Below are 24,548 nucleotides of genomic sequence, written 5' to 3'. Positions count from 1 at the left end.
CCAGTATAAGGCAAAGGTGGCTTCCCTGCAACGCAACGAATGCACCTGCGGCCTTTATAAAACCTTAAGGGCTTCCAGCATAGCTATTCTAAGGAGGAGGACTCGTGGCTGAGATCCGCACGGTCGGCGTTTGCGGCGCCGGACTGATGGGCAGCGGTATCGCGCAAACCTGCGCAAGCGCCGGCTTCAACGTGGTGCTGATGGAGGTAGCGCAAGAGCCGCTGACTCGCGGCATGGCGGGGATTGCGAAATCGCTCGACAAGTTCGTCGAAAAGGGAAAACTGTCGCAAGCCGATCGCGATGCAACGCTCGGGCGGCTGACGACGACGACGGAGGTCGCCGGGCTCGCGCAGTGCGATTTGATCGTCGAAGCGATTATCGAAAACGTGGAGGTCAAAACGAAGCTCTTCCGCGAGCTCGACGAGCTTCTCGCGCCGCACGCGATCATTTGCACGAATACCTCCAGCCTCTGCGTCGTCGAACTTGCCGCCAAGACGAAGCGGCCGAACCGCGTCGCGGGCCTGCATTTCTTCAATCCGGTTCCGATCATGAAACTGGTTGAGGTCGTAAAGACGATCGCGACGACTCAAGAGACGGTCGACACGCTGTTCGACTTTGCTAAGAAGCTGGGCAAGGAACCGATTCTCGCGCAAGATACGCCGGGCTTCGTCGTCAATCGCCTGCTGATTCCGTATTTGCTGTACGCGATTCGCGTGTACGAGCAAGGACTGGCCAGCAAAGAGGACATCGACAAAGGCATGCGGTTGGGATGCGGGTATCCCATGGGACCGTTCGAGCTGCTCGACTTCGTCGGTTTAGACACGACCTACTACATCGCCGAAATTATGTTCGACGAGTTCAAAGATCCGATGATGGCCGCGCCGCCGCTGCTCAAGCGCATGGTGTTAGCCGGCCGCTACGGACGTAAGAGCGGAAAGGGATTCTATGACTACGCCTAGCGGGCAGCGGACGTTCGAAAACATCCTCGTGACGGTCGAAGCGCCGGTAGCCATCGTAACGCTCAATCGGCCCAACGTGCTCAACGCGCTGCGCGGATCGCTGCTGGCCGAGCTCTCGGTGGCGCTGGTCGAGCTCGACGCGCATCCCGACGTGCGCGCCGTCGTCATCACCGGCGCCGGCGAAAAAGCGTTTGCGGCCGGCGCCGATATCTCCGAACTCAATGCGCTGGCGTCGGCGGGTGCCGGCGCCGATCAGGCGCGCATGGGTCAATCGCTCACCCGGCAGATCGAGCGCATGCGCAAACCGGTCGTCATGGCCGTCAACGGATTCGCACTCGGCGGCGGCTGCGAGCTCGCGATGGCCGGCGACATCATGATCGCATCCGAAAATGCGAAGTTCGGACAGCCCGAAGTGAACCTCGGTCTCATCCCCGGATACGGCGGCAGCCAGCGCACGACGCGCTTGGTCGGCAAAGGCATGGCCATGTACCTCTGCTTGACGGGCGAGATCATCGATGCAGCGGAAGCGCTGCGCATCGGCTTGGTGCAAAAGGTCGTCCCTCAGGCCGAACTATTGAACGAAGCCAAGCGCATCGCGTCGACGATCGCAGCGAAGGCGCCGCTCGCCATAGCCGCGTGCAAGCGCGCGATCAACAACGGCGCGCATCTCTCCATCGACGACGCGTTGGAACTCGAAGCGCTCGAGTTCGGTACGCTCGTGGATACCGAAGATATCAAAGAAGGCACCGGCGCCTTCCTCGAAAAGCGAAAGCCTACCTGGAAGGGACGGTAACGTCGACGACGCCGGCGATGGCGCGCGCCGTCGCCGGTTCCCCGATTTCGATCCATTTGCCGTCGGCGCGGGCCGACGCGCACGCGGCCTCCAAACAGCAGACGACGTCGTACCCGACCGCGCCTTCGACGCGCGACGTGGCTCCGTTGGCGATGCTTTCCCACGCGTCGTCGATCAGTTTACCGAGGGCTTCCCGCTCGTCGACGATCGGGATGCGCACCTCGCCGAGCCGGTAGCTCACCATCTGTTTGGTCAGCGTTTCGCTGCTGGGATTGAGCACGACGCCCTTGTCGTAAATCCGGACTTTTTCCGACGGATCGACGTCGTCCCACACGAGCATGCGTTCGCTCGCGGAAAGCATCATGCGCCGCACTTTCACGGGCGAGAGCCAGCTCAAGTGTACTTGTGCGACGCACGAACCGTATCGCAGCAGCATGAACGCAACGTCCCACACCTCGGGATTGACGCACGCGCGGGCTTGGCACGATACGGCCTCCGGCGCGCTTGCGAAAACGCGGTTGAGGATCGACACGTCGTGCGGACCGAGATCCCAGATCACGTTGGTCTGCTGAAACAGCCCGAGGTTCACGCGCTGGGATTCGGCGTAATACATTTCGCCGAGCGCACCCTCCGCGTTGAGCCGGTGCATCGCCTCGACGGCCCCGGTATAGAGGAACGTGTGATCCGTAAAGAGCTTCACGCCGCGGCGCGCGGCCGCATCGACGAGCCGCCGGGCGTCGGCGGAGTTTTCCGCCAGCGGCTTCTCGACTAAAACGTGCTTTCCGGCGGCGATCGCCCGGCCGGCCATCGTCGCGTGCATCGCCGGCGGCGTTGCGATCGCGATGAGATCGACCTCCGGGTCGCTCAATGCCGAGTCGAAATCGCACGAGCCGTACGCGCGCGGGTAGAGGCGCTGCATGCGCGCGAGGCGCTTTTCGTCGGCGTCGATGATCCAGCGGACGTTCCAGCGCTCCGACGCCGTGAAGTTGCGCAGCAGGTTGGGTCCCCAATAGCCCAGACCGACGATCGCCGCGTTGCGTTCGAACGCGCTCATGCGACGCTCGCGTGAGCCGAGGCCGGCGGCCGAGCGATCTCGGCCAGCGATCCCGCGACGTAGCGAATCTGCTCTCCGGTCAGCTCCGGAAACATCGGAAGCGACAGAATCGTCGCGGCCGCGCTTTCCGTAACGGGAAAACGTCCCGCACTCAAGCCGAGCTCGGCGTAGGCCGGCTGCAGATGGATCGGAATCGGATAATGGATTCCCGTTTGAATGCCGCGCTCGGACAGCCGGCGCTGCACGTTCTCGCGATCCTCGACCTGGGTGACGTACAAGTGATAGACGTGTCCCTGCGCGTCGAGGTTCTTCGGAGTGGGAAATCCGGCCGCAGCCAGCAGCGAATCGTAGAGCGCCGCGTGATCCCGGCGGCGCTCGTTCCATTCGTCGAGGTAGCGCAGCTTGACGTCGAGCACCGCGGCCTGCAGCGAATCGAGACGGCAGTTGTCACCCTTGATGAGATGTTCGTACTTCTTTGCCTGACCAAAGTCGCGCAAGAGCCGAAGACGATCGGTAAGGGCTTCGTCGTCGGTAACGATGGCGCCGCCGTCGCCGTACGCGCCTAAATTTTTTCCCGGATAAAAGCTGAAGCATCCCACGGTGCCGATGCTTCCCGCGCGCCGGGACTGCCAGACCGCACCGTGCGCTTGGCACGCGTCTTCGACCACGAACAGGCCATAACGGTCCGCAAGCTCGAGCACGGGTTTCATCGGTACGACTTGGCCGTAAAGGTGCACGGGGAGGATCGCGCGCGTACGCGGCGTGATCGCCGCTTCGACCGCTGCCGGATCGATGAGATACGCATCGTCGACGTCGACGAGGACCGGGGTCGCTCCGGCCGCCGACACGGCTATTGCCGACGCGATATACGTGTTGGCTGGGACGATGACTTCATCGCCTCGTCCGATCCCCAGCGCAATCAAAGCGAGTTTGAGCGCTGCCGTCCCCGACTCCACGCTCACGCAATAGCTGCTGCCGTTATACTCGGCAAAACGCTGCTCGAACGCCGTGACTTGGGGACCCAGCACAAACGAAGCGCGCTCGAGAACGTCGGCCATCGCGCCGCCAACCTCGTGACGGATCGAACCGTACTGCGCCTGCAGATCCACAAAAGGTACCTTCACGGCGGGTATCGTATCGGGCGGCGGCGTCGACTCACAGGCCCAATCGGGGTATACGTGCTGGGAATGAAGAGCCGGTTGATGCGCTGGGTTTCGATTTTGGGGCCCGGCCTGATTACCGGCGCAGCCGACGACGATCCGTCCGGGATTTCGACGTACTCGGTCGCGGGCGCAACGACCGGCTATTCGATGTTATGGCTCACCCTGGTCTCAACCCCGATGATGGCGGTGATTCAGGGCATGTGCGCTCGCATTTCTATGGTAACGGGCGAAGGCTTGGCCGCCGTAATGCGCAAGCGCCTCGCGACGCCGGTAGCGTACGCGCTCGGCGGGCTGGTGATCGTCGCCAACACGTTCAACGCCGGCGCGGATCTCGGGGGCATGGCCGATGCGGCGCACCTCGTGCTTCCGCTGCCGAGCGAGGCATGGGTCTTCTTCTTCGGCATCGCTTTGATCGCCGCGCAGCTCTGGCTGCCCTACGCGACGCTGGCTCGCGCGTTCAAGTGGCTGACGCTCTCGCTCTTTGCCTACGTCATCACCGCCTTCGTCGTGCACGCTTCGTGGCCCGACGTCCTGCGCGGTTTCCTGTTGCCGCACGTTCGCTTCGATTCCGGCTTTCTCTCCACGATGGTCGGCGTGCTGGGAACGACAATCACGCCCTACCTCTTCTTCTGGCAAGCATCGCTCATGGTCGAGGAAGACAAGGAAGCCGGCAATACGAAGTTGGCGCAACGCCGCGGCACCGACGAAGGGGCGGTGCGCGCCATGCACGCCGACGTCAACACGGGAATGATTTTCTCCAATGCCGTCGCGCTGTTCATCATCGTGACGACGGCCGCAACGCTCGGCGCGACCGGAAAGCATAACATTGCGACGGCGCAGCAGGCGGCCGAAGCGCTGCGGCCGTTGGCTGGTCGCTTCGCCGAGCTGCTCTTCGCGCTCGGAATGGTCGGAACGGGAGTCCTCGCGGTTCCCGTACTCGCCGGATCGTCGGCGTACGTCGCGGCCGAAACGTTTGGTTTCCGCGAGGGGCTCAGCGAACCCGTCGCGCGCGCGCCGCGCTTCTACGGCGTCATCGTCGCGGGCATCTTGCTGGGCATCGCGATGAATCTGTTGCGAGTCGATGCAATCAAGGCGCTCTTTTGGTCGGCGGTGCTCAACGGCATTACCGCGGTTCCGCTGATCGCGACGATCGTCTATCTTGCTTCCAACTCCGCGGTGGTTGGGCGTTGGAAAAGTTCGATGCTCGCGCGTGCGTGGGGATGGGCGACGGTTGCGCTAATGGGCGCCGCGACCGCCGGGATGTTCTACTTTACGATCAAGCCGGGCTAGCGCGTTGGACATCGCCAGTCCGATCGCCGGATTGAGACCTTCCCACGTCGCACGAATCCGGCCGGCGGGATCGACGACGACGACGGTCGGAAAGCCGTGCACCGCAAAAAACGCCTGCGCGCTTTCGTGCGGATCGAGGGCGACGCCGCGCAGATCGTATTTCCGCGCGAACGCGGACGCAACCGGCGTCGGCTCGCCGACGTCGACGGGCACGACCAAGGCGCGCTGATTCGACTTGGCCCACTGCTCGATGAGCGGCAACTCGATCTTACACGGCTCGCACCAGCTTGCGTAGAAATCGAGGAACAGGACGTGACCGCGCGCGTCGGTGACGCGAAACGTTCCGCCGTCGAGCCGCGCGTAGTTTGCGTGCGGCGCGGGAAAGGCGCGCGCCGGATCGAGATTTCGCGGGGCGATCAGCACCTTCCACAGGATGAAGCCGATCGCCGCGACCGCAAGGACGTCCAGGACACGCGCGGCCGCGCGCGCGCCGAACCGTTTAATCGACGGTAAAGACCGCTGCAATACCTTGACCGCCCCCAATGCACGCCGACGCGACGCCGTAACCGCCGCCGCGCTGCGTGAGGTCGTGAATCGTCGTTAGTGCGAGTCGCGCTCCCGACGCGCCGAGCGGATGGCCGAGCGAGATCGCGCCGCCGTGAGGATTCAGACGCACGTTTCCATTAGTGCCCATCTCGCGCAGACATGCGAGCACCTGCGGCGCAAATGCTTCGTTGATCTCCATCACGGCGAGGTCTTTTTCCGCAATTCCGGCGCGCTGCAGGGCTCGCGGAATCGAATAGGCCGGTCCGATGCCCATGATCGACGGGTCGACGCCGACGACGCTGCCGCTGACGAGACGTCCGCTCCACTTGACGCCGTCGGCCTTGGCCTGTTTGACCGTGGTCAGGACCAGTGCCGCCGCACCGTCGGTTATTCCGCTCGCGTTCCCCGGCGTCACGACGCCGTCTTTGGCGAAGCGCGCCGGTAGCCGTCCGAGCTTCTCCATGTTGAGTCCGGCGCGCGGACCCTCGTCCTTGTCGACGCTTACCTTCGTGCCTTTGGGACCGGGAACCTCAACCGGAACGATCTCGCCGGCAAAATAGCCTTGGGCTTGCGATTCGAGCGCGCGCTCTTGGCTCGCCAGCGCGAACTCGTCGCACGCTTCACGAGCAATCGAATACTTCTTCGCCAGGTTCTCCGCGGTGATCGCCATGGGTGTGTTGCCGTACGAGTCCGTGAGCGCTTCCCAGAGCGAGTCTTCGAACTGCACGTTTGCGCCGAACGCGAACCCTTTGCGCGCGCCGCGCACGACGTGCGGCGATTGGCTCATGTTTTCGGTGCCGCCGGCCAGCGCGTACGTCGACTGTCCCAAGCGCAGCGTCTGCGCCGCCGAGAGAATCGCTTGCAAGCCGGAGCCGCAGAGGCGGTTGAGCGTGAGCGCGGGCACGTCGACGGGAACGCCCGCTCGCAAACCGACGTGACGGGCCAGATATATGGCGTCGGAGCTCGATTGAATGACGTTGCCGAAGACGACGTCGTCGATGCGTTCCTTAGGGACGCCGCTGCGCTCGATCGCGGCTTCGGCCGCGGCCACGGCCAGGTCGGTGGCCGTAAGCTCGGAGAGGGTGCCCATCAGATTGCCGAAGGGCGTGCGGGCACCGGCGACGATGACGACGTCGCTATCGTTGATTGGCGTACTCATAGCGGGCCTCCCTATTCGGCCGGGGCAGGCACCGTGCCTGGCCCCGCTTAAATCGGCCGGGCTATGCCCATGAACCGCCCCGCTGCCCTCACCCTGGACGCCCGCTCGCTCTCTCCGGCGAGCAAGACCGATCAGATCGTTGAGTCCTTCGACAAGCTCCAGATCGGGACGGCCCTCGAAATCAACGAGGAGACCGACCCTCGCGCGCTGCGCAACGAGATGACGCAGCTGCGCGCCGGACGCTTCTCTTGGGACGCGCGCAACCTCGGCAGTAATCGCTGGACGATTCGTCTCGAGCGGATCGACGAAAACGCCGACGGCGAGACCTTTCTGGCAAACGTACCGCAGTTCACGTCGGCACGGGCGAACACGATCAAAGAGCTTGCCGGGCAGATGAGCGAGCGCAACTACAAGTCGGGCGACACCATCTTCGACGAAGGCGAAGTGTGGCCGTATCTCGGCATCGTCAAGACGGGCAAGGTCATCTACACGCTGCTCTCGCCCGACGGCAAGACGCACACCATCGGCGAGCGGCTGACGCACGACACGCTCAACGAGAGCGGCACCTTCGACGGCGGCGGCGCGACCACGCGTGCCGAAGCGCTGACCGACGCGACGGTCGTCACGCTGCCCAGCGAGGCGGTCATTCACGCCGCGCGCAACGACGCCGAGCTCGCGCTGGGATTCCTGATCGCGTCGTCGCAGGCGCGTCGCCGTTCGATCGACACGATCGCGGATCTTGCATTCGCGCACGTGCTGCAGCGCGTCGCGAAGTTCTTGCTCGGCTACGCGCGCGCGTCGGTCGGCATGACGCGCGGACTCCCGGGTGTCGAGAACCTGTCGCAAGCGCAAATCGCAGCCGCCGCGGGCACCGTCCGCGATATGGCGGCGCGCGCGCTGCTGCGATTGAAGAACGCTGGCGCGGTCGAACTCGATCGCGGACGCGTCAAAGCGATCGACCGCGCACGCCTAGAGGCCTTCGCGCATAACGTTCAGGCCCCACCGGTTTAGCGTCTAGATTCGATACAGGTCGGCGGTGAGGTTCGGGTCGATGAGCGTCGGATGGACGCGCGGGCCCGAGCACACGATCTGGTCGCGGCCGATCTCGAGCTTCACGCGAGCGGTTTCACCCATCTGCACGTCGTCGACCGCGCATCCCTCGACCTTACCGGGTACGCGCGCCATGACGATGTACCGGCCCGGCTCGAGCGTAATGTCGGTGAAGTAACCGCGGCGATCGGTCTTGATCGTCATGATGCGGTTCGGACCGTTGTCGAGATACGGCGTCTTGTAATAGACGATCGTGGCGTGCGCGATCGGCTTGCCGGTTGAGAGATCGACGACTTGTCCTTGGAGACCGCCGTTGGTCGTCGTGTCGGCGAGCGCCGGCGCAACGAGCAAGGTCATAAGAGTGAGCAAGGTAGCGAACTGTCTCATGCCCACTCCTATACCCAGAGTACGACCCTCCGTCATCCTGAGTTTTACGAAGGGCGCTATGCCTTGACCGACTCCAACGCTTCGGTTTCGTCGGCCGCGTTTTGCAAGTCGAAAGCCGCACGCTTGCTTTTTGCCGCCGCATCCGCGAGCTGCGTCGACGGCGTGGCGGCCGCCGCTTGCGGCTGACGCGTCAGCGTGTCCCGCCCTTTGCGCACGGCGCCGAGCGCGCCTGACAAACGACCTTCCATCTCGCCGAGCACCTGCGCGGCGTAGTGGTCCGCGCCTTCGCGAACTTTGCGCGCGCGCTCTTCGGCTTCGCGCAGCACGATCTCGGCAGTCGTCCGGGCACGCTGCACGATCTCGTTTTGATCGACCAGCTCTTCGTGCTTGGTGGCCGCTTCTTCGACGATCGCTTGCGCTTTCTCGGCGGCGGCACGCATCACGCGGTCTTGGTCCTTTGCGATGATCTTCGCGCGCCCGACTTCCTCGGGCAGCGAAGCGCGGATCTTCTCGACGAACTCGAGCAGCCGTTCTTCGGAGAGCACGCGATAACCGGCGGGCAGCCACGTGCCTTCGTGTACGTAGCTCTCGAGTTTATCTAGGACTCGATAGACCGACATTTCTACCTCCGTTACGATTGAGACTCGGAAAGAGTTGAGCGTTTGTCCGTCATGACCTTGAGCACGGGCTCCGGAACGAGCGTGGCGACGTCGCCGCCGAGAAAAAAGACCTCTTTGACCAGGCTCGAGCTGACGAAGGAATACTTCGCATCCGACATCAGGAAGAGCGTGTCGACGCCGGATAGCTCCCGGTTCATCAGCGCGGTCGACATCTCGCTCTCGAAATCGGACACCACGCGCAGTCCCTTGACGATCACGTCGGCTTGAGCGGCCTTCAAATAGTCCGCGAGAAGGCCCCGAAAGTGTTCGACGCGCGCCTGCGGCACGTGCGTGATGCACTGCTTGAGCATGGCGATGCGTTCGTCCAAGGTGAACATGGGGCTGCGTTTTTGAGGGTTGACGACGATGGCGACGATGAGTTGGCCGAAGCACTTTGCCGCGCGTTCGATGACGTCAAGGTGGCCGTTGGTAGGCGGATCGAACGACCCCGGATAGATCGCGCGCGTCGTACGCGCGGCTCTACCGTTGGTCAAATCCCATTCCTATGCCGATGACGGCGCCATAAACGCAAGGGCGACATCGCCATACACTTCTTCGCGCTCCGAGCGATACCCCGGTATGTCCGGAAGAATTCGCTTTGCCGCGTGCTCGTATACCACGAGCGCGTCGGGTGCCAGCACGTTGCGTTCGCGCAGCAGGCGGAAAAGTTGGAGCGGCACGTCGTCGGCATACGGCGGGTCGAGATACACGATATCGAACGGGCCTTCGAGACGATAGAGCGCGCGTTCGGCGGGCGCGGCAAAAATACTCACAACCTTATCCACAGCCATGTCGCGCGCGGCTTCTTCGATCGCGTGCGCCGTTTCGCGATGCGCCTCAACGCACACGACGCGCGACGCGCCTCGCGACGCCGCCTCGAACCCGATCGCGCCCGTGCCCGCAAAGAGGTCGAGGAAGCGCGCTCCCTCGATTCGCGGCGCGAGAATCGAAAAAAGCGACTCTTTGACGCGGCCGGGCGTCGGCCGGACGTTGAGTCCCTTGGGCGAGCGAAGCTTGCGGCTGTTCAGCGAGCCGCCCGTGATCTTGGGAGCCATGACCCTGTTTAAAACTCCTGCGGTGCGAGGGGCTCGACCACCGGCTTGAGCCACGTGTCGTCGTCAAGCCATTCGTAGCGAATCGTCGAGAGCGGAACCGTACCGTACGACAGCAACCGGTCGTTGAATCGGCGGAGCGTGAACGCCGATCCTTCCCGGTCGCGGACCAATCCCGAGAGCGCTTCGATCTGCGTCTTCCCCACCAGGTAATCTATCAACTGCCCAGGCCCCATCGCCGCTCGGGTGGATTCCCCGTAGGCGGTCGCCTTGTCGATTCCGGCTGTCTCTTGAAAGTACGCAATGGCCTGCGGCAAGGTAAAGGTCCCGGTCGCCAGACCCACGTCGACGCCGATCCGCGTCGCCCGGTAGCGCATCAGCGCGATCACTTGCTTGCGCGCCGAGGGATTGTCGTCGTACAGCCCCGTGCGCAGCAGCATCTCCTCGCCGAAGAGCGCCCAACCTTCGGCAAAGACGCTATCTTGGTGCACGTGCCGGATGTAGTCGGGGTTGTGGTACGCGTACGTAAACTGCATGAAGTGTCCCGGAATACCCTCGTGTCCGAGCAGCGGAAGCACCGACTCGCGCGCCTGCTGCGCGAAGAACAGCGTGTTGTGCGGATTGTATTCCGGCACGAAATAGAAGCCCTCGGGATCCTTGTCGAACATGCCGGGCGGATTCATGAAGCCGCCGGTGTTGACGGCTTCGAGGGCCTTAGGCAACGGAACGATGTGGAACGGCCCGATGTAGGGCGGCACGTCGACGATTTGATGCGTCTTCAAGAACGACGTGAGCTGCGTCATCGACTTTTCGAAGTACGCGAGAAACTGCGCCGTCGAGGTAAACGCCGGCTGCCGCACGGTCGGACCGCGGACGTACCGGTCGCGATTCTCTTCCCAAACGGCCAGCGCGCGGTCGCGCGGCAAATCGAGCCGGCCGATCGCGGCGACTTCATCCGAATCGAACGGCAGCAGCAGCACGCGCCGCAGGAAGAAGTTGTATTGATCCTTTCCGACCGAGTAGCCGCCCTCGTGGAACGAGTTCTTGTTCGAGTCGAGCCACTTTCCATACGCGTGAAGCGCGGTCAGCGCGGTCTTCTGCGCGGCGCGAAGGTCGGCGCGCGTTTGCGGCGAGACGTCGTGCGCGAGGGCGTCGAGGCTCGTCGTGTAGAGCGCGTCGCCTTGGGCGATGTCTTCGGATGCCGCGACCGCGAACTCCCTAACGGTGTCGGTGAGATTCGCCTTGCTTTGTTCGAGTACGCCCGGACACGCGCGTAAGCGCGCGATCGCGTCGTGCACGCGAACCTCGTCGCTCGCAAACGGTTTTTTGATCAACGAAAAGATACCGTTACTGCATTCGCCTTCGTAAATGCTCGGGTTGCGCTCGAGCCCGCGAAGGACCGTACGACCCCACCAATCGGCTTCTAAATCGGACCGCACGAGCAGGTAGTCGACAAAGTCGTGGCGGCTTGCGCCGGCGGACGGCTGCAGCTGCGCGAGCTCGTCGCGAAACGCGTGCAACTGCTGCATCTCCGCGGTTTGGGCTTGCGGCGAAAAGTCGGAAAGTTTCGTATCGTACGTGTGGATGCCGGCATCGGTCGCGCCGGTGGGGCTCGCTTTTAGCGACCATTCGGTGTAGCGGCGCTCGAGGGCTTGAAGTTTGGCGTCGTAATCGCTCGGCGCGGGCGACGCCACGGCGATCAGCAAAGCTAATGCATGGACCATGTCGGCAATACCTCGAGCAGTTCGTCGAGCGAGTGAATGGTATACGGCGGCGGCAGCAGTTCCGGCGGGAACGGTTTCTTCTCCCAGTCGAACCAGACGGCGTGAAGACCGGCCGAACGGGAGCCGTCGACGTCGCTGTACGGATCGTCGCCGACGAACCACGTGTTCTGCGGACGCGTTCCGAGTGCGCTCAGCAGCACTTCGAACGCGCGGGCGCCGGGTTTTTGTTGACCGATGTCGGCGCTGGCGAGCACCGGGCCTTCGAACCCCGCACGCTGCGCCTTGCGAACCTGCAGCGGATTCCAGCCGTTGCTCAGCACCGCGACGGCGATCCCGCGCTCCTTCAACGCGGCCAGCATGCGCTTCACGCCCGGGATCGGAATCACGAAATCGTCGACCATCTCCACGGCCATCGTGCGAAAGCTCTCGACGTACGAGGCTTTTGGTTCGACTCCCCGGTCGCGCGCGAAGCGCGTGACCGCGTCTTCGATCGATGCCGGCCCTTTACGCTGCCACGCGAGCAGCTCGTCGATTCGGGCGATCTCGTCGTCGAGGTTAGCGGGAACGCGTCCCGTGTCACGTTCGATCTCCTCGAGGAGCCGAAGGAACGCGACGCGCTCGAGCTTATTGTCGATCGCGAGCGTGTGATCGAGGTCGAAACCGATACCGGCTACGGCGTTACGATCCATGCCGCGCCGTTCGACGCTTCGCTAAATCGACCATTCCCAGACGTTCCAAATCGGCGTGATGCTATGCGACGGCCGGTAGCCCCGCAAATCCGAGTTGATGACGTCGATCTGCATTTCGTACCATAAGACGATAAACGGCAACCGGTCCGCGACGATGCGCTGAATCGTTGCGTACGCCGCTCGCCGGTGCTGGGGATCGCTCGATTCGAGTGCCGCGCGCTCGGCCGCGTCCAGTTGCGGATCGCAAAAATGGTAGATGTTCCAGCCGGCCGGCGGCGCCATCGAACACATCAGTAGAACCGAGTCGTCCGGATCGGCTCCGTTGCTCCAGTTCTCGATGACCGCGTCGAACTTGCCCGACTGCTCGATGCCGCCTTGAGCGAGCGTTGCGTACAGCTCGCCGGAGGGAAAGTTTTTGATCGCCGCGTCGACGCCGACTTTCGCCCATTGCGCCTGTATCAGCGCCTCGGCCGCGGCGATCGTCGTGGATCCCGTGAAGCTGACCAAGGTCAGATGCAGCGGCCGCGCGATGCGCGCCTCCCCGAGTAGTGCGTTCGCGCGCGCGGGGTCGTAAGGGTAGCGCTTCACGCCGGAGGCGTACACGTTGGAAAACGGGGCGTGATTGCTCCATCCTTCGAACGCGACCCCGTGCATGACTTTATCGATGAGGGCTCTGCGGTCGATCGCATACGCCAGGGCCCGGCGAACGCGCACGTCGGCGAGTGCCGGATTAGCGGCGTTGAGCCCGACGTCGGCCAGCCGGTCGCGCGGCGTGAGCACCACCTTTGTGCCGGGGATCCCGCGCAGCGAAGCGATCAGCGTCTCCGACGCGCGGAAATAAAAGTCGATCTGATGCGTCTCGAGCATGGTCAGCATCGTGTTGTCGCTGGGAACGAAGAGAAACTCGATGCGCCGCAGCTTGGGCGGACCGCGCCAATATCCGTCGTTAGCAACCATCACCAAGCGCTGTCCCTTTTCGTACGAAACGATGCGAAACGGACCCGTTCCGACGGGCCGGCTATTGTAGTCGGCGTGATTGAAGTCGGGAAGCCGCCCGAGCAGATGTTCCGGCAGCACGATCGACGGCGGATTCGACGGACCGAAAAACTGCGTGACGAACGGCGCGAAGCGGTGCTTGAGATGCACGACCAATGTTGCATCGTCGCGCCTATCGATGCGCGCAACGACGTCGTACGTATGACGGCTCACCACGAGGTTGCGCGGATTCATGATCGCTTTCCACGTAAAAACGACGTCCCGCGACGTGAACGCAACGCCGTCTTGCCACTTCACACCGCGCCGCAGATGATAGACGATCCTGAGACCGTCGCGGCTGATGCCGCCGTTGGCGAGCGTCGGTACCGCGGTCGCCAGCTCGGGGACGAGTGCGTTGCGATCGTTCCAGCGAAACAGAAACGCGCCCCAAAAAGCCGCAATCGCTTCGTCGACGTCTTGGGTACCGAGCAGGCTGTTGAGATTTTCGGGATCTTGGCGCGTCGCGATGCGCAACGTGCCGGGCACCGTCCAGGAATTATGCGCGCCGCCGCTCGTTACGCGCGTGCATCCGGTTGCGAGGACCGCCGCGCACGCCGTAACGGCGAGCGCGGCCCTCGTTATCCCATTATTTTGGCCCAGGGCCGGTGACGACGCGCACGAAGCCGTCCGGTCGCACGTATTTCACCATCGCCGCTTCGATTTGGGCGGGCGTCGTCGCCAACTCCGCGCGAGCGTCGATCATGTTCTGATCCAGCGGAAGCCCGCGCGTTGCGTAGTTGAGCAACTGACGCGACACGCCGCCGTAGCTGCCTTCACGAATGGGAATATCGCCCATGAGCAGCGCCTTCGAGCGCAATAGACGATCGCTTTCGATCGGCTGCGCCTGGAGCTGTTTGAGCACGGCAACGACTTGCGCTTGCGCGGGTACGATGTTTTGCGGATCGCAGGCGTATGAGACCGAGAACGCGGATCGCACTTTGCCGGCGTTGAGACCGCTGGATACGGAGTAAGCATAGCCGTGCACCTCGCGCAAATCGTGGTACAGCAGCGACGAATAGAATCCGCCGGTCAGCACGGCGTTTGCAACTTGCATCGGGGCCCAATCCGGATCCGTTCGGAGCACGCCGACCGTTTCTGCGAGTTCGACCGACGATTGAACTCGTCCGGTTGCCGGAACGGTCACGGCACTCGGCGCGTTAAGCGGAACCGGCGGCGGATACACGTTGGGTTTGGGGCCGCTCGCCGTCCAACCGCCGAAGTACTTTTCGATCGCCGCTTTAGCGGCTTCGGGAGTTGTATCGCCGATAACGACGATCGTCGTCAGATCGGGGCGATACGCCGACGCGTACCAGTCCTTGACGTCTTGCAGCGTCACGCCGGCAGCCGTTTCCGGCGTAGCGAATCGCTGAAGCGGGTCTCCGAGCGGATATAGCGCTTTGTTCATCGCCACTTCGGCCAGATGATCGGGCGACGTCACCTCGCCGCGCAATCCTCCGACGGTCTGCTGTTGGACGATCGCGAACGCTCGTGGATCGAAGGCCGGATGCAGTTCCTCGTCGGCAAGCAGAGCCACCCCGCGATCGAAGTCCGGCGACAGCACCTGCAAGTCGAAGCTCGTCCCAGCGTTCGTCGACGCGGCGATCTTGTCGAGCTCGGTTTGGAACGCTACGCGACCGTAGGTGGTCGTACCGAAAGGGAACAACGCGCTGGTGATGTCCGCAACACCCTCTTTACCCGCCGGAGTCTGCACCTGCTCGTTGTTTTCGATCTCACCCGTAACGACGACCGTATGCGTGACGTGTTCGGGTTGAACGATCAAGCGAATGCCGTTGGCGAGCGTCGTGTCGGTGGGCGACAGCGTCTGCTGCGGCACTTGCAGTTTATCGAGGACCGCTTGTGCCCAGGACGGCAGCGGCTCGTGCTTGCTGGGCGGGATCGAGTTGTTCTCCTTGGCCATCTCCGAACTGCCCGAACTCATCGCGCCGGAGTTTTTCGGAACCGCATAGGCCGCGACCACGGTGGAGGGGTTCATGTACGTCCGCAAGACTCGGTTGACGTCGGCCGCCGTCACCGCTCTAAAATGTGCGATCATGTCGTCGGGCGAGCTCAAGCCCTGCACGGCGACCGCCTCGCTCCATTCGTCGGCAAGCCCCTGAATCGAGTTCGCATTGAACTCCAGCTGCGAGATTTCGCGCAACTTCGCAGCTTCTACTAAATCCGCCGGCACGCCGTTGCGACGGTACGCGTCGAAAATCGCTCGCACGTCGCGATCGGTTGAATCGGGCGGCGTCCCTACGGGAACCGCCGCAAACGCAATTCCAACGGCCGTCTTCGGAAAGGTCTGCACGAAGAACTGAGTGCCGAGGGCTTTACCGGTGTACGCCATCGCGCCAAATTCGCTGCGCTGACTGGAAAGAACGTCGCTGAGAATTTGCGACGCCGCATAATCGGGACTATCGTACCCTGGGAAGCGATATCCCAGCAGGATGCCGGTAAACGGTTGATCCGACACATCGTGATAGACGGTGCCGGGACGCAGCGGCCGCAAACGCACCGGTGCGCGTGCCGGCAGCTTAGCGGAGGGAATGTCGCCGAAGAGCGCCTTGACGCTGGCGATCGTCGCCTGCGGATCCACGTCGCCGGCGATGACGTAGACGGCGTTATTGGGATGGTACCACGTGCGATAGAACTTCAGCAGTTGCGTGCTGTTGACGTTTTTTGCGAATCCCTCGACCGTTCCCAAACCATTCTTCGCGTACGGCGTGCCGCCGATGAGCCGGTCTTGCATCTTCACGAAGAGCCGGTAGAAGGCGTTGCTGTTATCCTGCGTCACCTCTTGCGTGATCGGGCCGCGCTCCTGATTCCATTGATCCTGGGCCATGAGCAGGCCGCTCGCGCGCGAGCGTTCCACCCGCAGAGCGACGTCGAGATACTGCGACGGAACGGTAAAGAAGTATTGCGTCACCGTGCTCTGCGTGTCCGCATCGAAGTCGCCGCCGGTAACGCTCATGATATCGTTGAGCAGCGATCCCGACATCGTCTGGCTGCCGCGAAACATCATGTGCTCGGTGGCGTGGGCTAGACCGTCGACCCACTGTTCGTCGGACCCCACTTTATAATTGAGCATCGTGGTAACGACCGGCGCGAGCGTGTCCCGTACGACGATGACCTGCAGGCCGTTGGCCAGCGTGGCGCGCGTGGCGGTGGTTTCGGCTCGTGCGGGAAGGTTGCCGAGACCTAAAAAAACCGCGGCGAGCGCGGAGAAAAAGACCGTGGACGCAGAGCTGAAATAACGCATGGGCCGCCCTATTCTAGGACGATACCAGCAAAGCCCGCGTGCTCGGCTGACGTTCGAGCAGCGCCCGTAGTCCGGCGTGTTCGGGGTGCGTGAGTTCCGGATCGCGGCTCACGATCGTTTCAGCTTCTCCTCTCGCGGCGCGGTAGACGTCGATGTCGCGCACCAAATCGCCGAACCGCAGCTCGTTACCGCCGGATTGCGCCGTGCCCGCGAACTCGCCGGGACCCCGAATCCGTAGATCGTCTTCGGCGATCGCAAAACCGTCGGTCGAGCGCGTGAGAATTTCTAGCCTCTCCGTCTCTTCGGCGGAATCCGGATACACCAGAAGGCAATACGACTTCGCGGCACCGCGTCCGACGCGTCCGCGCAACTGGTGCAGCTGCGCCAAGCCGTAATGCTGCGCGTCACGCACGACCATGACGCTCGCGTTGGGGACGTCGACGCCGACCTCGATGACCGTCGTCGAGACGAGAACGTCGAGCTCGCCGCGTACGAAGCGCTGCATGACGTCGTCCTTTTCGCGGCTCGATAGCCGGCCGTGCAGCAGCCCCAAGCGCAACGCCGGAAAGACGTCGCTGCGCAGCCGTTCGAACTCGGTGACGGCGCTGGTCAGCTCGGTCTCGCCTTCCTCGATCGCGGGAGCGACGATGTACGCCTGATGGCCCAGCTCGACGTTGCGCGAAACGAAGTCGTAGACGCGAGCGAGGCGGCTTTCGCGCACGGCAAACGTCTCGATCGGCGTGCGCCCCGGCGGCAGTTCGTCGATGATCGACAGATCGAGGTCGGCGTAGACCGACTGCGCCAGCGTCCGCGGAATCGGCGTGGCGGTCATGTGCAGCGTGTGCGGCGACGTTCCCTTGGCGCGCAGCCGCGCGCGCTGCTCGACGCCGAAACGATGCTGCTCGTCGATGATCGCCAAACCGAGACGATCGAAATCGACGCCCTCGGTTAATAACGCGTGCGTTCCCACCGCCACCGACGCCTGGCCGCTGGCGAGTTTCTCGACGGCGGCCGTGCGCGAGCGTGCGCTCTGACTGCCGAACACGGCTTCGAGCGCAATCCCGAACGGCAGCAGCAGCGGCGCGAGTTTCGACGCGTGCTGCGCTGCGAGAATCTCGGTGGGCGCCATCAGCGCCGATTGCATGCCGTTGCGCGCGGCGAGCAGCACCGCGGCGGCCGCGACGAGCGTCTTGCCGCTTCCGACGTCACCTTGGAGCAGCCGGTTCATCGGCACGTCGCGCGTCATGTCGTCCCAGATCTCGGCAATCGCCCGGCGCTGCGCGCCCGTTAGCGGAAACGGAAGTCCGCTCTGAAACTCGTCGAGGAGATTGGCCGGAACGCGCAGCGCGCGGGCGCGGTGATCGCGCTCGCGATCGGCACGACGCAGCTGCGCCGCCGCCGCGAGCGTAAGAAACTCGGCAAAAATGAAACGCTCGCGCGCGCGCTGCGCTTCGTCGGGGTCCTTCGGCGCGTGCACGCTCCGGTAGGCGTCGCGCAGGTTGGGATATTTCCGCCGCCGCGCGATGGCCGAAGGCAGCGGGTCGTCCGGCGCCAGCTCGAGCAGCTGCGGAAGGTTCTTCTTCACCACGGCCGCGATTTTACGCGTCGCGAGTTCCTTGCTCGCGCGATAAACCGGAATCATCTCGCCGCGATAGCTTTCGCCCGGACCGAGCTGCGCGTACTGCGTGACGTTGACCGACGCACCCGCAAACGACCGATCCACGCGCCCGCGCACGAACAGGCGCATCCCTTCGTGAAAGCGTCCGTACACGTAGCGGTTGCGTCCGATCCACTTCGCCCCGAACGGCGTTCCGGCATCGTCGACCAGGCGAACTTCGACGATTTCCATACCGCGCACGCGGCGCTCTTTCACGCCCGTGACGGTTCCGACCGCGTTTTCTTCGCCGCCGTTTTGGCCGAGCAGCGCCGCCGGCGTCGGAAAGCGCAGATCGTCGTATCGGAACGGCAAATACTCGAGCAGCGCCTGCGCCGTACCGATGCCGAGATCGCGAAACAGCGGCGCCGTCTTCGCGCCGACGCCCGAGAGCCGGCCGATATCGCTCACAGATCGAGTTCCATCTCTCTGCCCGTAACGAAACCCAGCATCTCGTAGAGCGGCTGTCCTTGGCTGCTCGTACGCAAACGAGCCATCACGCAGCCGCGCCGGCGCATCCACTCGAGGCCCGCGAGCATGAGTTCCTTGGCGATGCCGCGGCGGCGCAACGACGGAACGACGTACACCGAGTTCACCCAGCCGCGCGGCGTGCCGAACGCTTTCGCGCGATATTCGTCGAGCACCGAAAACGCCGCCATGCCGACGGTCTCGCCGTCGCGATCGGCGTAAAAGAGCTGTGCGTCGCCGCCGGCCTGCTTATCGTGAAAAAACTGCACGAAACCGTCGCGCCATCCGGGATGCTCGGCATCCCAATCGCCGTCCATCTCGCGCGCCATCATGGCGCGCAGCTCGGCCGCAACGCCGATCTCGGCCAGCCCCGCCGGACGAATGACGACGCCGTCCATCATCGAGCGCCGGCCAGCAGCGCGTCGTAGGCGCTGCGGACGTGCGGGACGGCGACGTCCAAGCGTGTGGCCAGCTCGAGCACCGCGCCCAAAATCGGCTCGAGCTCGAGCGGACGGCCGCGTTCGTAGTCTTGCAGCATGGAGGTCTTCACGTCGGCGAGCCGCGCGGCGTAAGCGATGCGCGCGTCGATGTCGACGTCGGCGACCACGCCCAGCGCTTGCCCGACGTGCAGTGCTTCGGTCATGAGCGCGCGCACGTCTGCGCGCGCGCCGGCGTCGGCGAGCATCGGAGCGATCGTCATGCGCCGCAACACGCTGACGGCATTGAGCCCGGCGTTATTGACCAGCTTGAGCCATACGGTGGCGCGAACGTTCGCGTCGGCTTCGGGCGAAAGTCCCGCGGCGGTAAACAGCTCCACGAGCCTCGCGCTGCGCACGTTGCTGCCGCCGTTGGGCGGCCCGAGCACGTATCGAGTCCCGCCGCTTTGCACGATCCTTCCGGGTGACGCGAGGTGTCCCGAAACGTGGACGACGCCGGCGACTACTTGCTCGTCGGGAAAGAGACGCGCGATGCGCCCGCCTGGATCGACGCTGGCTAGCGGTTCGTCGCGGACGTACCAAAACGGCAATCCGTTCTGTAAGGTGACGATCGTCGTATCGGTTTGGGAAAACGGTTCGAGCTGCGGGAGCAGTTCGGACCATTGATGCGCTTTGAACGTGAGCAGCAGCGCGTCGAAGTCGCCGAGTTCGCGCAGATCGGCCGCCGCATCGACGGGCGCGTGGAGCGTACCGAAATCGCTGTCGACGACAAGGCCGTCGCGCTGGATCGCAGTCAGATGCTCGCCGCGCGCGACCACCGCTACGTCAACGCCCGACCGGTCGAGCGCCGCGGCGATGAACCCGCCGATCGCTCCGGCGCCCACGACGGCTACGCGCATGGGCTTTCCGAAGAGAGTTTGGAGGCGACGGGCAGATTTGAACTGCCGAATGGGGCTTTTGCAGAGCCCTGCCTTACCACTTGGCTACGTCGCCCTGGAGCGGGTAGTGGGAATCGAACCCACGCATCAACCTTGGGAAGGTCGCAGGCTACCATTACATCATACCCGCGCGCGGATTCGTCAGTACCACCGCCCTTGAAAGAAACCCTTGAGCAGGCGGAGGTTTCACCGCCTCCCCTACCCTTCCCGGCTTGGGTAGAGATGACCGGTGCAGCCAGATCGGCAAGTCGCGACCGAGGAACGCCCTGCCCCCGAGGAAACGCCCATGCGCTTCCTATGGGAGAGCTTTCGCGCACTGCTGCCGACCCTCGCGATCGACGTGGGCGGAACGACGATCGTGTACTACGCACTGGCGCGGTTCTACCCGAGCACCAGCATCTGGCCGATCCTGGGCGCATCGCTCGTCCCGACCGTTTCCAACGTCGTCAACTTAGTACGCCGCAAAACCGTCGACATCGTCGGATTGCTGATTTTGCTCGGCATGATGGGCGGCCTCATTCCGGCGCTGTTCGGTGGAACGCAACGGCTGCTGCTCATCCGGGAGTCGTTCGTGAGCGGCCTGTTGGGACTCGTGCTGCTCGTCTCGCCGTTTCTGATGCGGCGACCCATCGGCTATTACGTGATTCGCGAGGTCCTCACGGCAAACGACGCGCTTCCCGAAGAACATTTTGAGGTGCTTTGGCGCACCGCGTACTTTCGGCACGGCATAAGAGTCGTGACGCTCGCGTGGGGCGTGGTGCTGCTCGGCGAGCTCGTTCTGCGCGCCTTCATGGCGCTCACCATGAACGTGGGCCTGGTGGTCTCGGTCTCGCCGGTCATCTACACGACGCTCATGCTGCTGGCCGGCGTCGCGACCGCGATTTGGCTCAGCGGAGCGATTTCGCGCGCTCTGCGCTAATATAGGGACGTATGACCTGGATCTATGCCCTTCCGGCGTGGCTCTTCTTTGTCGTCGTTTTGGTCGCGCTGACCGTCGCTTCGGCCGCCGGCCTGTTCGTGTTCCAGCGCGTCGTTCCACAGAACGACGAGCTCGCGCACAACGACGTGGCCGGCCCGATCATCGGCACGATCGGAACGATCCTCGCCGTCGTTCTCTCGTTCTTGCTGATCGGCAACTGGCAAGAGTACGATGGGGCGGCCGCAACCGTCGCGCAGGAAGCCTCCTCCGTCGGCGACCTCTACCATTCGGCGGCGTACTTTCCGCCGGCGACCGCGACGCAGCTGCGGTCGGCGTGCCGGACCTACGTCGACGTCGTCATCGGCACGGAATGGCCCGCGATGCGCCGCGGCCAAAGCAGTCCGCAAGCGCTGCAAGCCGCGCTGCACATTCTGGAGATCGTGGCGCGGTACGAACCGAAAACCGCCGCGCAGCAAGCGCTTCAGCAGAGCGATCTGGCGCTCGCAAACGCGATCATGGACGGGCGCCGCACGCGCCTCTTCGATAACGAAGAAGGCATCCCGATGCTCTTTTGGGCCGGAAACTTCTTCATCGCCGCGATCACGATCGTGTTCTGCTATCTGTTTCGCGTGCGTAAGCGCTGGCTTCACGTGTTCATGACCACCGGACTCATGGCGGTGATCGCGACGCTCTTCGTCGTCACCGCCGAGTTCGACTATCCGTTCCGCGGCGACGGACAGATCCAACCGTTTCCGTTCACGCAGCTGCGGACCATCATGGCCGCCGACTTACTGGATCATACTCACGGAACGCGCTAGCACGATGGCAACGGTGACTAGCGAGATGAGCGCTTCGAGCATCATCAGCGACTTGGCCCAGAGGCTGAGCGGCATGACGTCGGCCGGGCTAAACGCGGTCGAATTGGTGAACGCGACGTAGAGATAGTCGAAGAACTGCGGCTTCCACGTCGGGTTGACGCATGGCAAACACGGCTGGCCCTGCATGGCCATCCCCATCTGCGGAAACAGAAAATCGGCGTTCTTGAACTCCGTCGCCGCGTTGGCGTGCGCGCGTGCGTCCGGGCCGTCGCCGTCGAGCTCCCAGAACCACAGCCCGAAAACCAAGATGTTCGTGAACCAGATCTGCAGGCCGTGCCGAAGCAGCGTTGCGGCCGACTGCAGTTCGGCGGTGCGCGACGGATGAAAGAATCCGTTGATGAGCATGACCACCGATGCGATATTGAAAAAGTTGACGATCGCGATCAGCAGAATTCCCCAAAAACGCATGCGGCGCGTTTCGCGATGCCGCCGCGGCGCCAGAATCGACAGTGGTATAAGAATAGCGAGAACGGCGAGCGGTGCCGCCCAGACGGGACCGACGGTGAGCTTCGGCGGCAGGGTAATGTAGAGGATGAGTGCGGCAATGACGGCAAGGGACGCGTGCCAGCGCGGTTCGTGCTCGACGTAGGTCTTTTGTCCGCTCTCCATGAACGCGAGGTTCGCCCGGTTTCACGTCGATTACTTTATGCGGAGGTAATGGTGATGGGTAAGATGGTCGACTTCACACGTCCCGATGGTGCGAAAGCACCCGGTTATCTCGCCGAGCCCGAACGTGCCGACGGCGCGCCCGGCGTCGTGATGTTCGAAGAGTGGTGGGGCCTCAACGATCAGATTAAAGAAACGGCCGACCGTTTAGCGCAACACGGTTTTCGCGTGCTCGTACCCGATCTGTATCGCGGTCGCGTCGCGGAAAGCCGCGAAGAGGCGGGCCATCTGATGGGCGGCCTGAACTTCGGCGATGCCGCGACCGAAGATGCGCGCGGCGCGGCGCGTTACCTACGCGATCTGGGCGCGAAAAAAATCGGCATTACCGGGTTTTGCATGGGCGGAGCGCTCGCCATGCTCGCCTCGATGAACGATCCGGAGTTCGACGCGGCAGTCGTGTGGTACGGGTATCCGCCGCCCGAAGCCGGCGACCCGTCGAAAATCGGCATCCCGCTGCAAGGGCACTGGGCCAAACACGACGAGTTCTTCACGATCGAAGGCGTCGACGAGCTCGAACGCAAGCTGCAGGCCAAAGGCGCGCCGTACGAGTTTTATCGCTACGACGCCAAGCACGCGTTTTACAATCCGGGCGGCATCGGCAACCATCACCCCGAGCACGCCGAAACGGCCTGGCGCCGCAGCGTCGGATTCTTTGAAAAGAACTTGGCGTAGCTTATTTCTGTTCGAACTTCTTGCCGGCGTTTACCGGGGCCACGCGCATCGCGCCTTGAGAGAGGCCCCATTTCTTGATCAGACGATCGTAGGTTCCGTCCGCCACCACGGACACTAGCGCCTGCTGGAGCTGCGTCAGCAGCGCGGTATTCTGCTTGGCGACCGCGATGCCGTAGGGAACGACGTCGAACTGCCGCCCGACGACCTCGTAGCCTTTGGCGGCACCGGCCGAGCGAGCGCGCCAAACGCCGACGGGATAATCCGCAACGTACGCCGGCGCTTTCCCTGAGGCAAATGCGGCGAACGCGTCGTCGTCGGTTTTATACGTCAGCACTTTAACGCCGCCGAGTCCGACGGCTTTGCATTTGTCCGATTGCTTTTCGAGATCGGTTTCGTACGAGGTGCCGCTTTCGACCGTTACGCTGTACCCGCAGAGTCCGTCGATGCCGAAGACGTGCAGCGGATTACCCTGCTGAACCATCAAACCGCCGCCGGCCAGGAAATAGTCGAGAAAGTTGACGAGTTTTTCGCGCGCGCTGTTATCGGAGATCGCCGACATCGCCGCTTCGTACTGTCCGCGCTGCACGGCTTTGAGCAAATCGTCGAACTGATGGTTGGTCACCGCCGGTTGACGTCCCATCTTCGCGGACATCGCGTTGAGCAAGTCGATGTCGAACCCGAGCGGCTGCTTCGAGTTCCCTTGGAAATATTCAAACGGCGCGCCCGAAACGTCCGAGCCCACGGACAACGTTGCGGCCGGCGCGCCGGCGACGAGCGACAATGGGGCGACGAAAATGGCACACAACAGCCCGGCGACGATAAGGCGAAAGCGCATCCTGCGGTTTTTATCGGTCCGCGGTGAGGCTGCCTGCTTTCCACCGAGGGGGTGGTGCCAAGGGCGAGAATCGAACTCGCGACACCGCACTTTTCAGGCGCGTGCTCTACCAACTGAGCTACCTTGGCACATGGTGCGCGCCAAGGGGAATGGCGACGCTGATGGGGCTCGAACCCACGACCTCCGCCGTGACAGGGCGGCGCTCTAACCAACTGAGCTACAGCGCCAAGCCACCTTGGCGCGCTGACCGGGACCGCTATTT

General features: G+C 63.5%; 24 protein-coding genes and 4 tRNA genes. 7 read left to right on the top strand and 21 right to left on the bottom strand.

The features are described 5' to 3' along the window. Positions 1–104: 104 nt before the first annotated feature. Complete coding sequence (locus VGG89_02170; GenBank protein ID HEY1975333.1) at positions 105–959, top strand: 3-hydroxybutyryl-CoA dehydrogenase; 855 nt, start codon at positions 105–107, stop codon at positions 957–959. After that, positions 946–1,752 (top strand): enoyl-CoA hydratase-related protein, encoded by an 807-nt coding sequence (locus VGG89_02165; protein ID HEY1975332.1) that lies wholly within the window; start codon positions 946–948, stop codon positions 1,750–1,752. The genes VGG89_02170 and VGG89_02165 overlap by 14 nt, the downstream gene beginning before the upstream one ends. Here VGG89_02165 and VGG89_02160 read toward each other — a convergent pair. After that, positions 1,733–2,806 carry a Gfo/Idh/MocA family oxidoreductase gene (locus VGG89_02160; GenBank protein ID HEY1975331.1) on the bottom strand — a complete coding sequence of 358 codons (1,074 nt, stop codon included), beginning with the start codon at positions 2,804–2,806 and terminating at the stop codon, positions 1,733–1,735. The genes VGG89_02165 and VGG89_02160 overlap by 20 nt on opposite strands. Next, on the bottom strand, positions 2,803–3,930 hold the full coding sequence (locus VGG89_02155) for a DegT/DnrJ/EryC1/StrS family aminotransferase (GenBank protein ID HEY1975330.1): 1,128 nt from the start codon (positions 3,928–3,930) through the stop codon (positions 2,803–2,805). The genes VGG89_02160 and VGG89_02155 overlap by 4 nt, the downstream gene beginning before the upstream one ends. Positions 3,931–3,993: 63 nt before the next feature. Here VGG89_02155 and VGG89_02150 point away from each other — a divergent pair, with 63 nt between their 5' ends. Next, positions 3,994–5,259 carry a divalent metal cation transporter gene (locus VGG89_02150; GenBank protein ID HEY1975329.1) on the top strand — a complete coding sequence of 422 codons (1,266 nt, stop codon included), beginning with the start codon at positions 3,994–3,996 and terminating at the stop codon, positions 5,257–5,259. Here VGG89_02150 and VGG89_02145 read toward each other — a convergent pair. Beyond that, entirely contained in the window at positions 5,206–5,784 is a 579-nt protein-coding gene (locus tag VGG89_02145; GenBank protein ID HEY1975328.1) for a TlpA disulfide reductase family protein, read from the bottom strand. The genes VGG89_02150 and VGG89_02145 overlap by 54 nt on opposite strands. Further along, positions 5,759–6,964, bottom strand: coding sequence for an acetyl-CoA C-acyltransferase (locus tag VGG89_02140; GenBank protein ID HEY1975327.1), 1,206 nt, complete (start codon positions 6,962–6,964; stop codon positions 5,759–5,761). The genes VGG89_02145 and VGG89_02140 overlap by 26 nt, the downstream gene beginning before the upstream one ends. 63 nt (positions 6,965–7,027) lie before the next feature. Here VGG89_02140 and VGG89_02135 point away from each other — a divergent pair, with 63 nt between their 5' ends. After that, a complete protein-coding gene (locus tag VGG89_02135; protein HEY1975326.1) occupies positions 7,028–7,975 on the top strand; it encodes a DUF2249 domain-containing protein in 948 nt (315 codons plus the stop codon). Between the two features lie 3 nt (positions 7,976–7,978). Here the strand turns inward: VGG89_02135 and VGG89_02130 are convergent, their stop codons facing one another. The 13 genes from VGG89_02130 to VGG89_02070 all read right to left on the bottom strand — a co-directional run bounded on the left by VGG89_02130 (position 7,979) and on the right by VGG89_02070 (position 20,446). Beyond that, the gene (locus VGG89_02130) at positions 7,979–8,401 is read right to left on the bottom strand and encodes a carboxypeptidase-like regulatory domain-containing protein (protein HEY1975325.1); all 423 of its coding nucleotides are present in this window, start codon (positions 8,399–8,401) and stop codon (positions 7,979–7,981) included. Positions 8,402–8,457: 56 nt separating this feature from the next. Beyond that, complete coding sequence (locus tag VGG89_02125) at positions 8,458–9,021, bottom strand: hypothetical protein (GenBank protein HEY1975324.1); 564 nt, start codon at positions 9,019–9,021, stop codon at positions 8,458–8,460. A gap of 11 nt (positions 9,022–9,032) precedes the next feature. After that, positions 9,033–9,554 carry a pantetheine-phosphate adenylyltransferase gene (gene coaD, locus VGG89_02120; protein HEY1975323.1) on the bottom strand — a complete coding sequence of 174 codons (522 nt, stop codon included), beginning with the start codon at positions 9,552–9,554 and terminating at the stop codon, positions 9,033–9,035. Between the two features lie 9 nt (positions 9,555–9,563). After that, positions 9,564–10,115, bottom strand: a complete 552-nt coding sequence (rsmD, locus tag VGG89_02115) for a 16S rRNA (guanine(966)-N(2))-methyltransferase RsmD (GenBank protein HEY1975322.1) — start codon at positions 10,113–10,115, stop codon at positions 9,564–9,566. Positions 10,116–10,123: 8 nt separating this feature from the next. Then, the gene (locus VGG89_02110; GenBank protein HEY1975321.1) at positions 10,124–11,836 is read right to left on the bottom strand and encodes a DUF885 domain-containing protein; all 1,713 of its coding nucleotides are present in this window, start codon (positions 11,834–11,836) and stop codon (positions 10,124–10,126) included. Beyond that, positions 11,821–12,525, bottom strand: a complete 705-nt coding sequence (locus VGG89_02105) for an HAD family hydrolase (protein ID HEY1975320.1) — start codon at positions 12,523–12,525, stop codon at positions 11,821–11,823. The genes VGG89_02110 and VGG89_02105 overlap by 16 nt, the downstream gene beginning before the upstream one ends. Positions 12,526–12,546: 21 nt before the next feature. Continuing rightward, a complete protein-coding gene (locus VGG89_02100) occupies positions 12,547–14,046 on the bottom strand; it encodes a peptide ABC transporter substrate-binding protein (protein HEY1975319.1) in 1,500 nt (499 codons plus the stop codon). Between the two features lie 100 nt (positions 14,047–14,146). Continuing rightward, positions 14,147–16,819, bottom strand: a complete 2,673-nt coding sequence (locus VGG89_02095) for a pitrilysin family protein (GenBank protein HEY1975318.1) — start codon at positions 16,817–16,819, stop codon at positions 14,147–14,149. 13 nt (positions 16,820–16,832) lie between these two features. After that, positions 16,833–18,884 (bottom strand): ATP-dependent DNA helicase RecG, encoded by a 2,052-nt coding sequence (recG, locus tag VGG89_02090; GenBank protein HEY1975317.1) that lies wholly within the window; start codon positions 18,882–18,884, stop codon positions 16,833–16,835. Beyond that, a complete protein-coding gene (locus VGG89_02085) occupies positions 18,881–19,342 on the bottom strand; it encodes a GNAT family N-acetyltransferase (GenBank protein ID HEY1975316.1) in 462 nt (153 codons plus the stop codon). Before VGG89_02085 ends, recG begins: the two co-directional genes overlap by 4 nt. Next, positions 19,339–20,277 (bottom strand): 2-dehydropantoate 2-reductase, encoded by a 939-nt coding sequence (locus VGG89_02080; GenBank protein ID HEY1975315.1) that lies wholly within the window; start codon positions 20,275–20,277, stop codon positions 19,339–19,341. The genes VGG89_02085 and VGG89_02080 overlap by 4 nt, the downstream gene beginning before the upstream one ends. 19 nt (positions 20,278–20,296) lie before the next feature. Continuing rightward, positions 20,297–20,371: transfer RNA gene (locus VGG89_02075), tRNA-Cys, on the bottom strand. A gap of 1 nt (position 20,372) precedes the next feature. Further along, positions 20,373–20,446: transfer RNA gene (locus tag VGG89_02070), tRNA-Gly, on the bottom strand. 99 nt (positions 20,447–20,545) lie between these two features. Between VGG89_02070 and VGG89_02065 the strand changes: the two genes are divergently transcribed. Beyond that, a complete protein-coding gene (locus VGG89_02065; GenBank protein ID HEY1975314.1) occupies positions 20,546–21,235 on the top strand; it encodes a VC0807 family protein in 690 nt (229 codons plus the stop codon). An 11-nt stretch (positions 21,236–21,246) separates the two neighbouring features. Then, a complete protein-coding gene (locus VGG89_02060; GenBank protein ID HEY1975313.1) occupies positions 21,247–22,053 on the top strand; it encodes a hypothetical protein in 807 nt (268 codons plus the stop codon). On the opposite strand, the gene VGG89_02055 is transcribed toward VGG89_02060, so the two are convergent. Continuing rightward, positions 22,024–22,722 (bottom strand): hypothetical protein, encoded by a 699-nt coding sequence (locus VGG89_02055; GenBank protein HEY1975312.1) that lies wholly within the window; start codon positions 22,720–22,722, stop codon positions 22,024–22,026. The genes VGG89_02060 and VGG89_02055 overlap by 30 nt on opposite strands. A gap of 54 nt (positions 22,723–22,776) precedes the next feature. Between VGG89_02055 and VGG89_02050 the strand changes: the two genes are divergently transcribed. Beyond that, complete coding sequence (locus tag VGG89_02050) at positions 22,777–23,451, top strand: dienelactone hydrolase family protein (GenBank protein ID HEY1975311.1); 675 nt, start codon at positions 22,777–22,779, stop codon at positions 23,449–23,451. Between the two features lies 1 nt (position 23,452). On the opposite strand, the gene VGG89_02045 is transcribed toward VGG89_02050, so the two are convergent. From VGG89_02045 to VGG89_02035, 3 genes are all read right to left on the bottom strand, one after another. Beyond that, positions 23,453–24,286 carry an ABC transporter substrate-binding protein gene (locus VGG89_02045; GenBank protein ID HEY1975310.1) on the bottom strand — a complete coding sequence of 278 codons (834 nt, stop codon included), beginning with the start codon at positions 24,284–24,286 and terminating at the stop codon, positions 23,453–23,455. 52 nt (positions 24,287–24,338) lie between these two features. After that, a tRNA-Phe gene (locus VGG89_02040) sits at positions 24,339–24,414 on the bottom strand. Positions 24,415–24,436: 22 nt separating this feature from the next. After that, positions 24,437–24,513 (bottom strand) — tRNA-Asp (locus VGG89_02035). Positions 24,514–24,548: the final 35 nt, after the last annotated feature.

The organism is Candidatus Baltobacteraceae bacterium (genome assembly GCA_036488875.1).
In the GTDB taxonomy this organism is placed as follows: Bacteria; Vulcanimicrobiota; Vulcanimicrobiia; order Vulcanimicrobiales; family Vulcanimicrobiaceae; genus JAFAHZ01.
The sequence above is the reverse complement of the archived record's forward strand: the minus strand, read 5'-3'. Positions and strand labels throughout refer to the sequence as shown.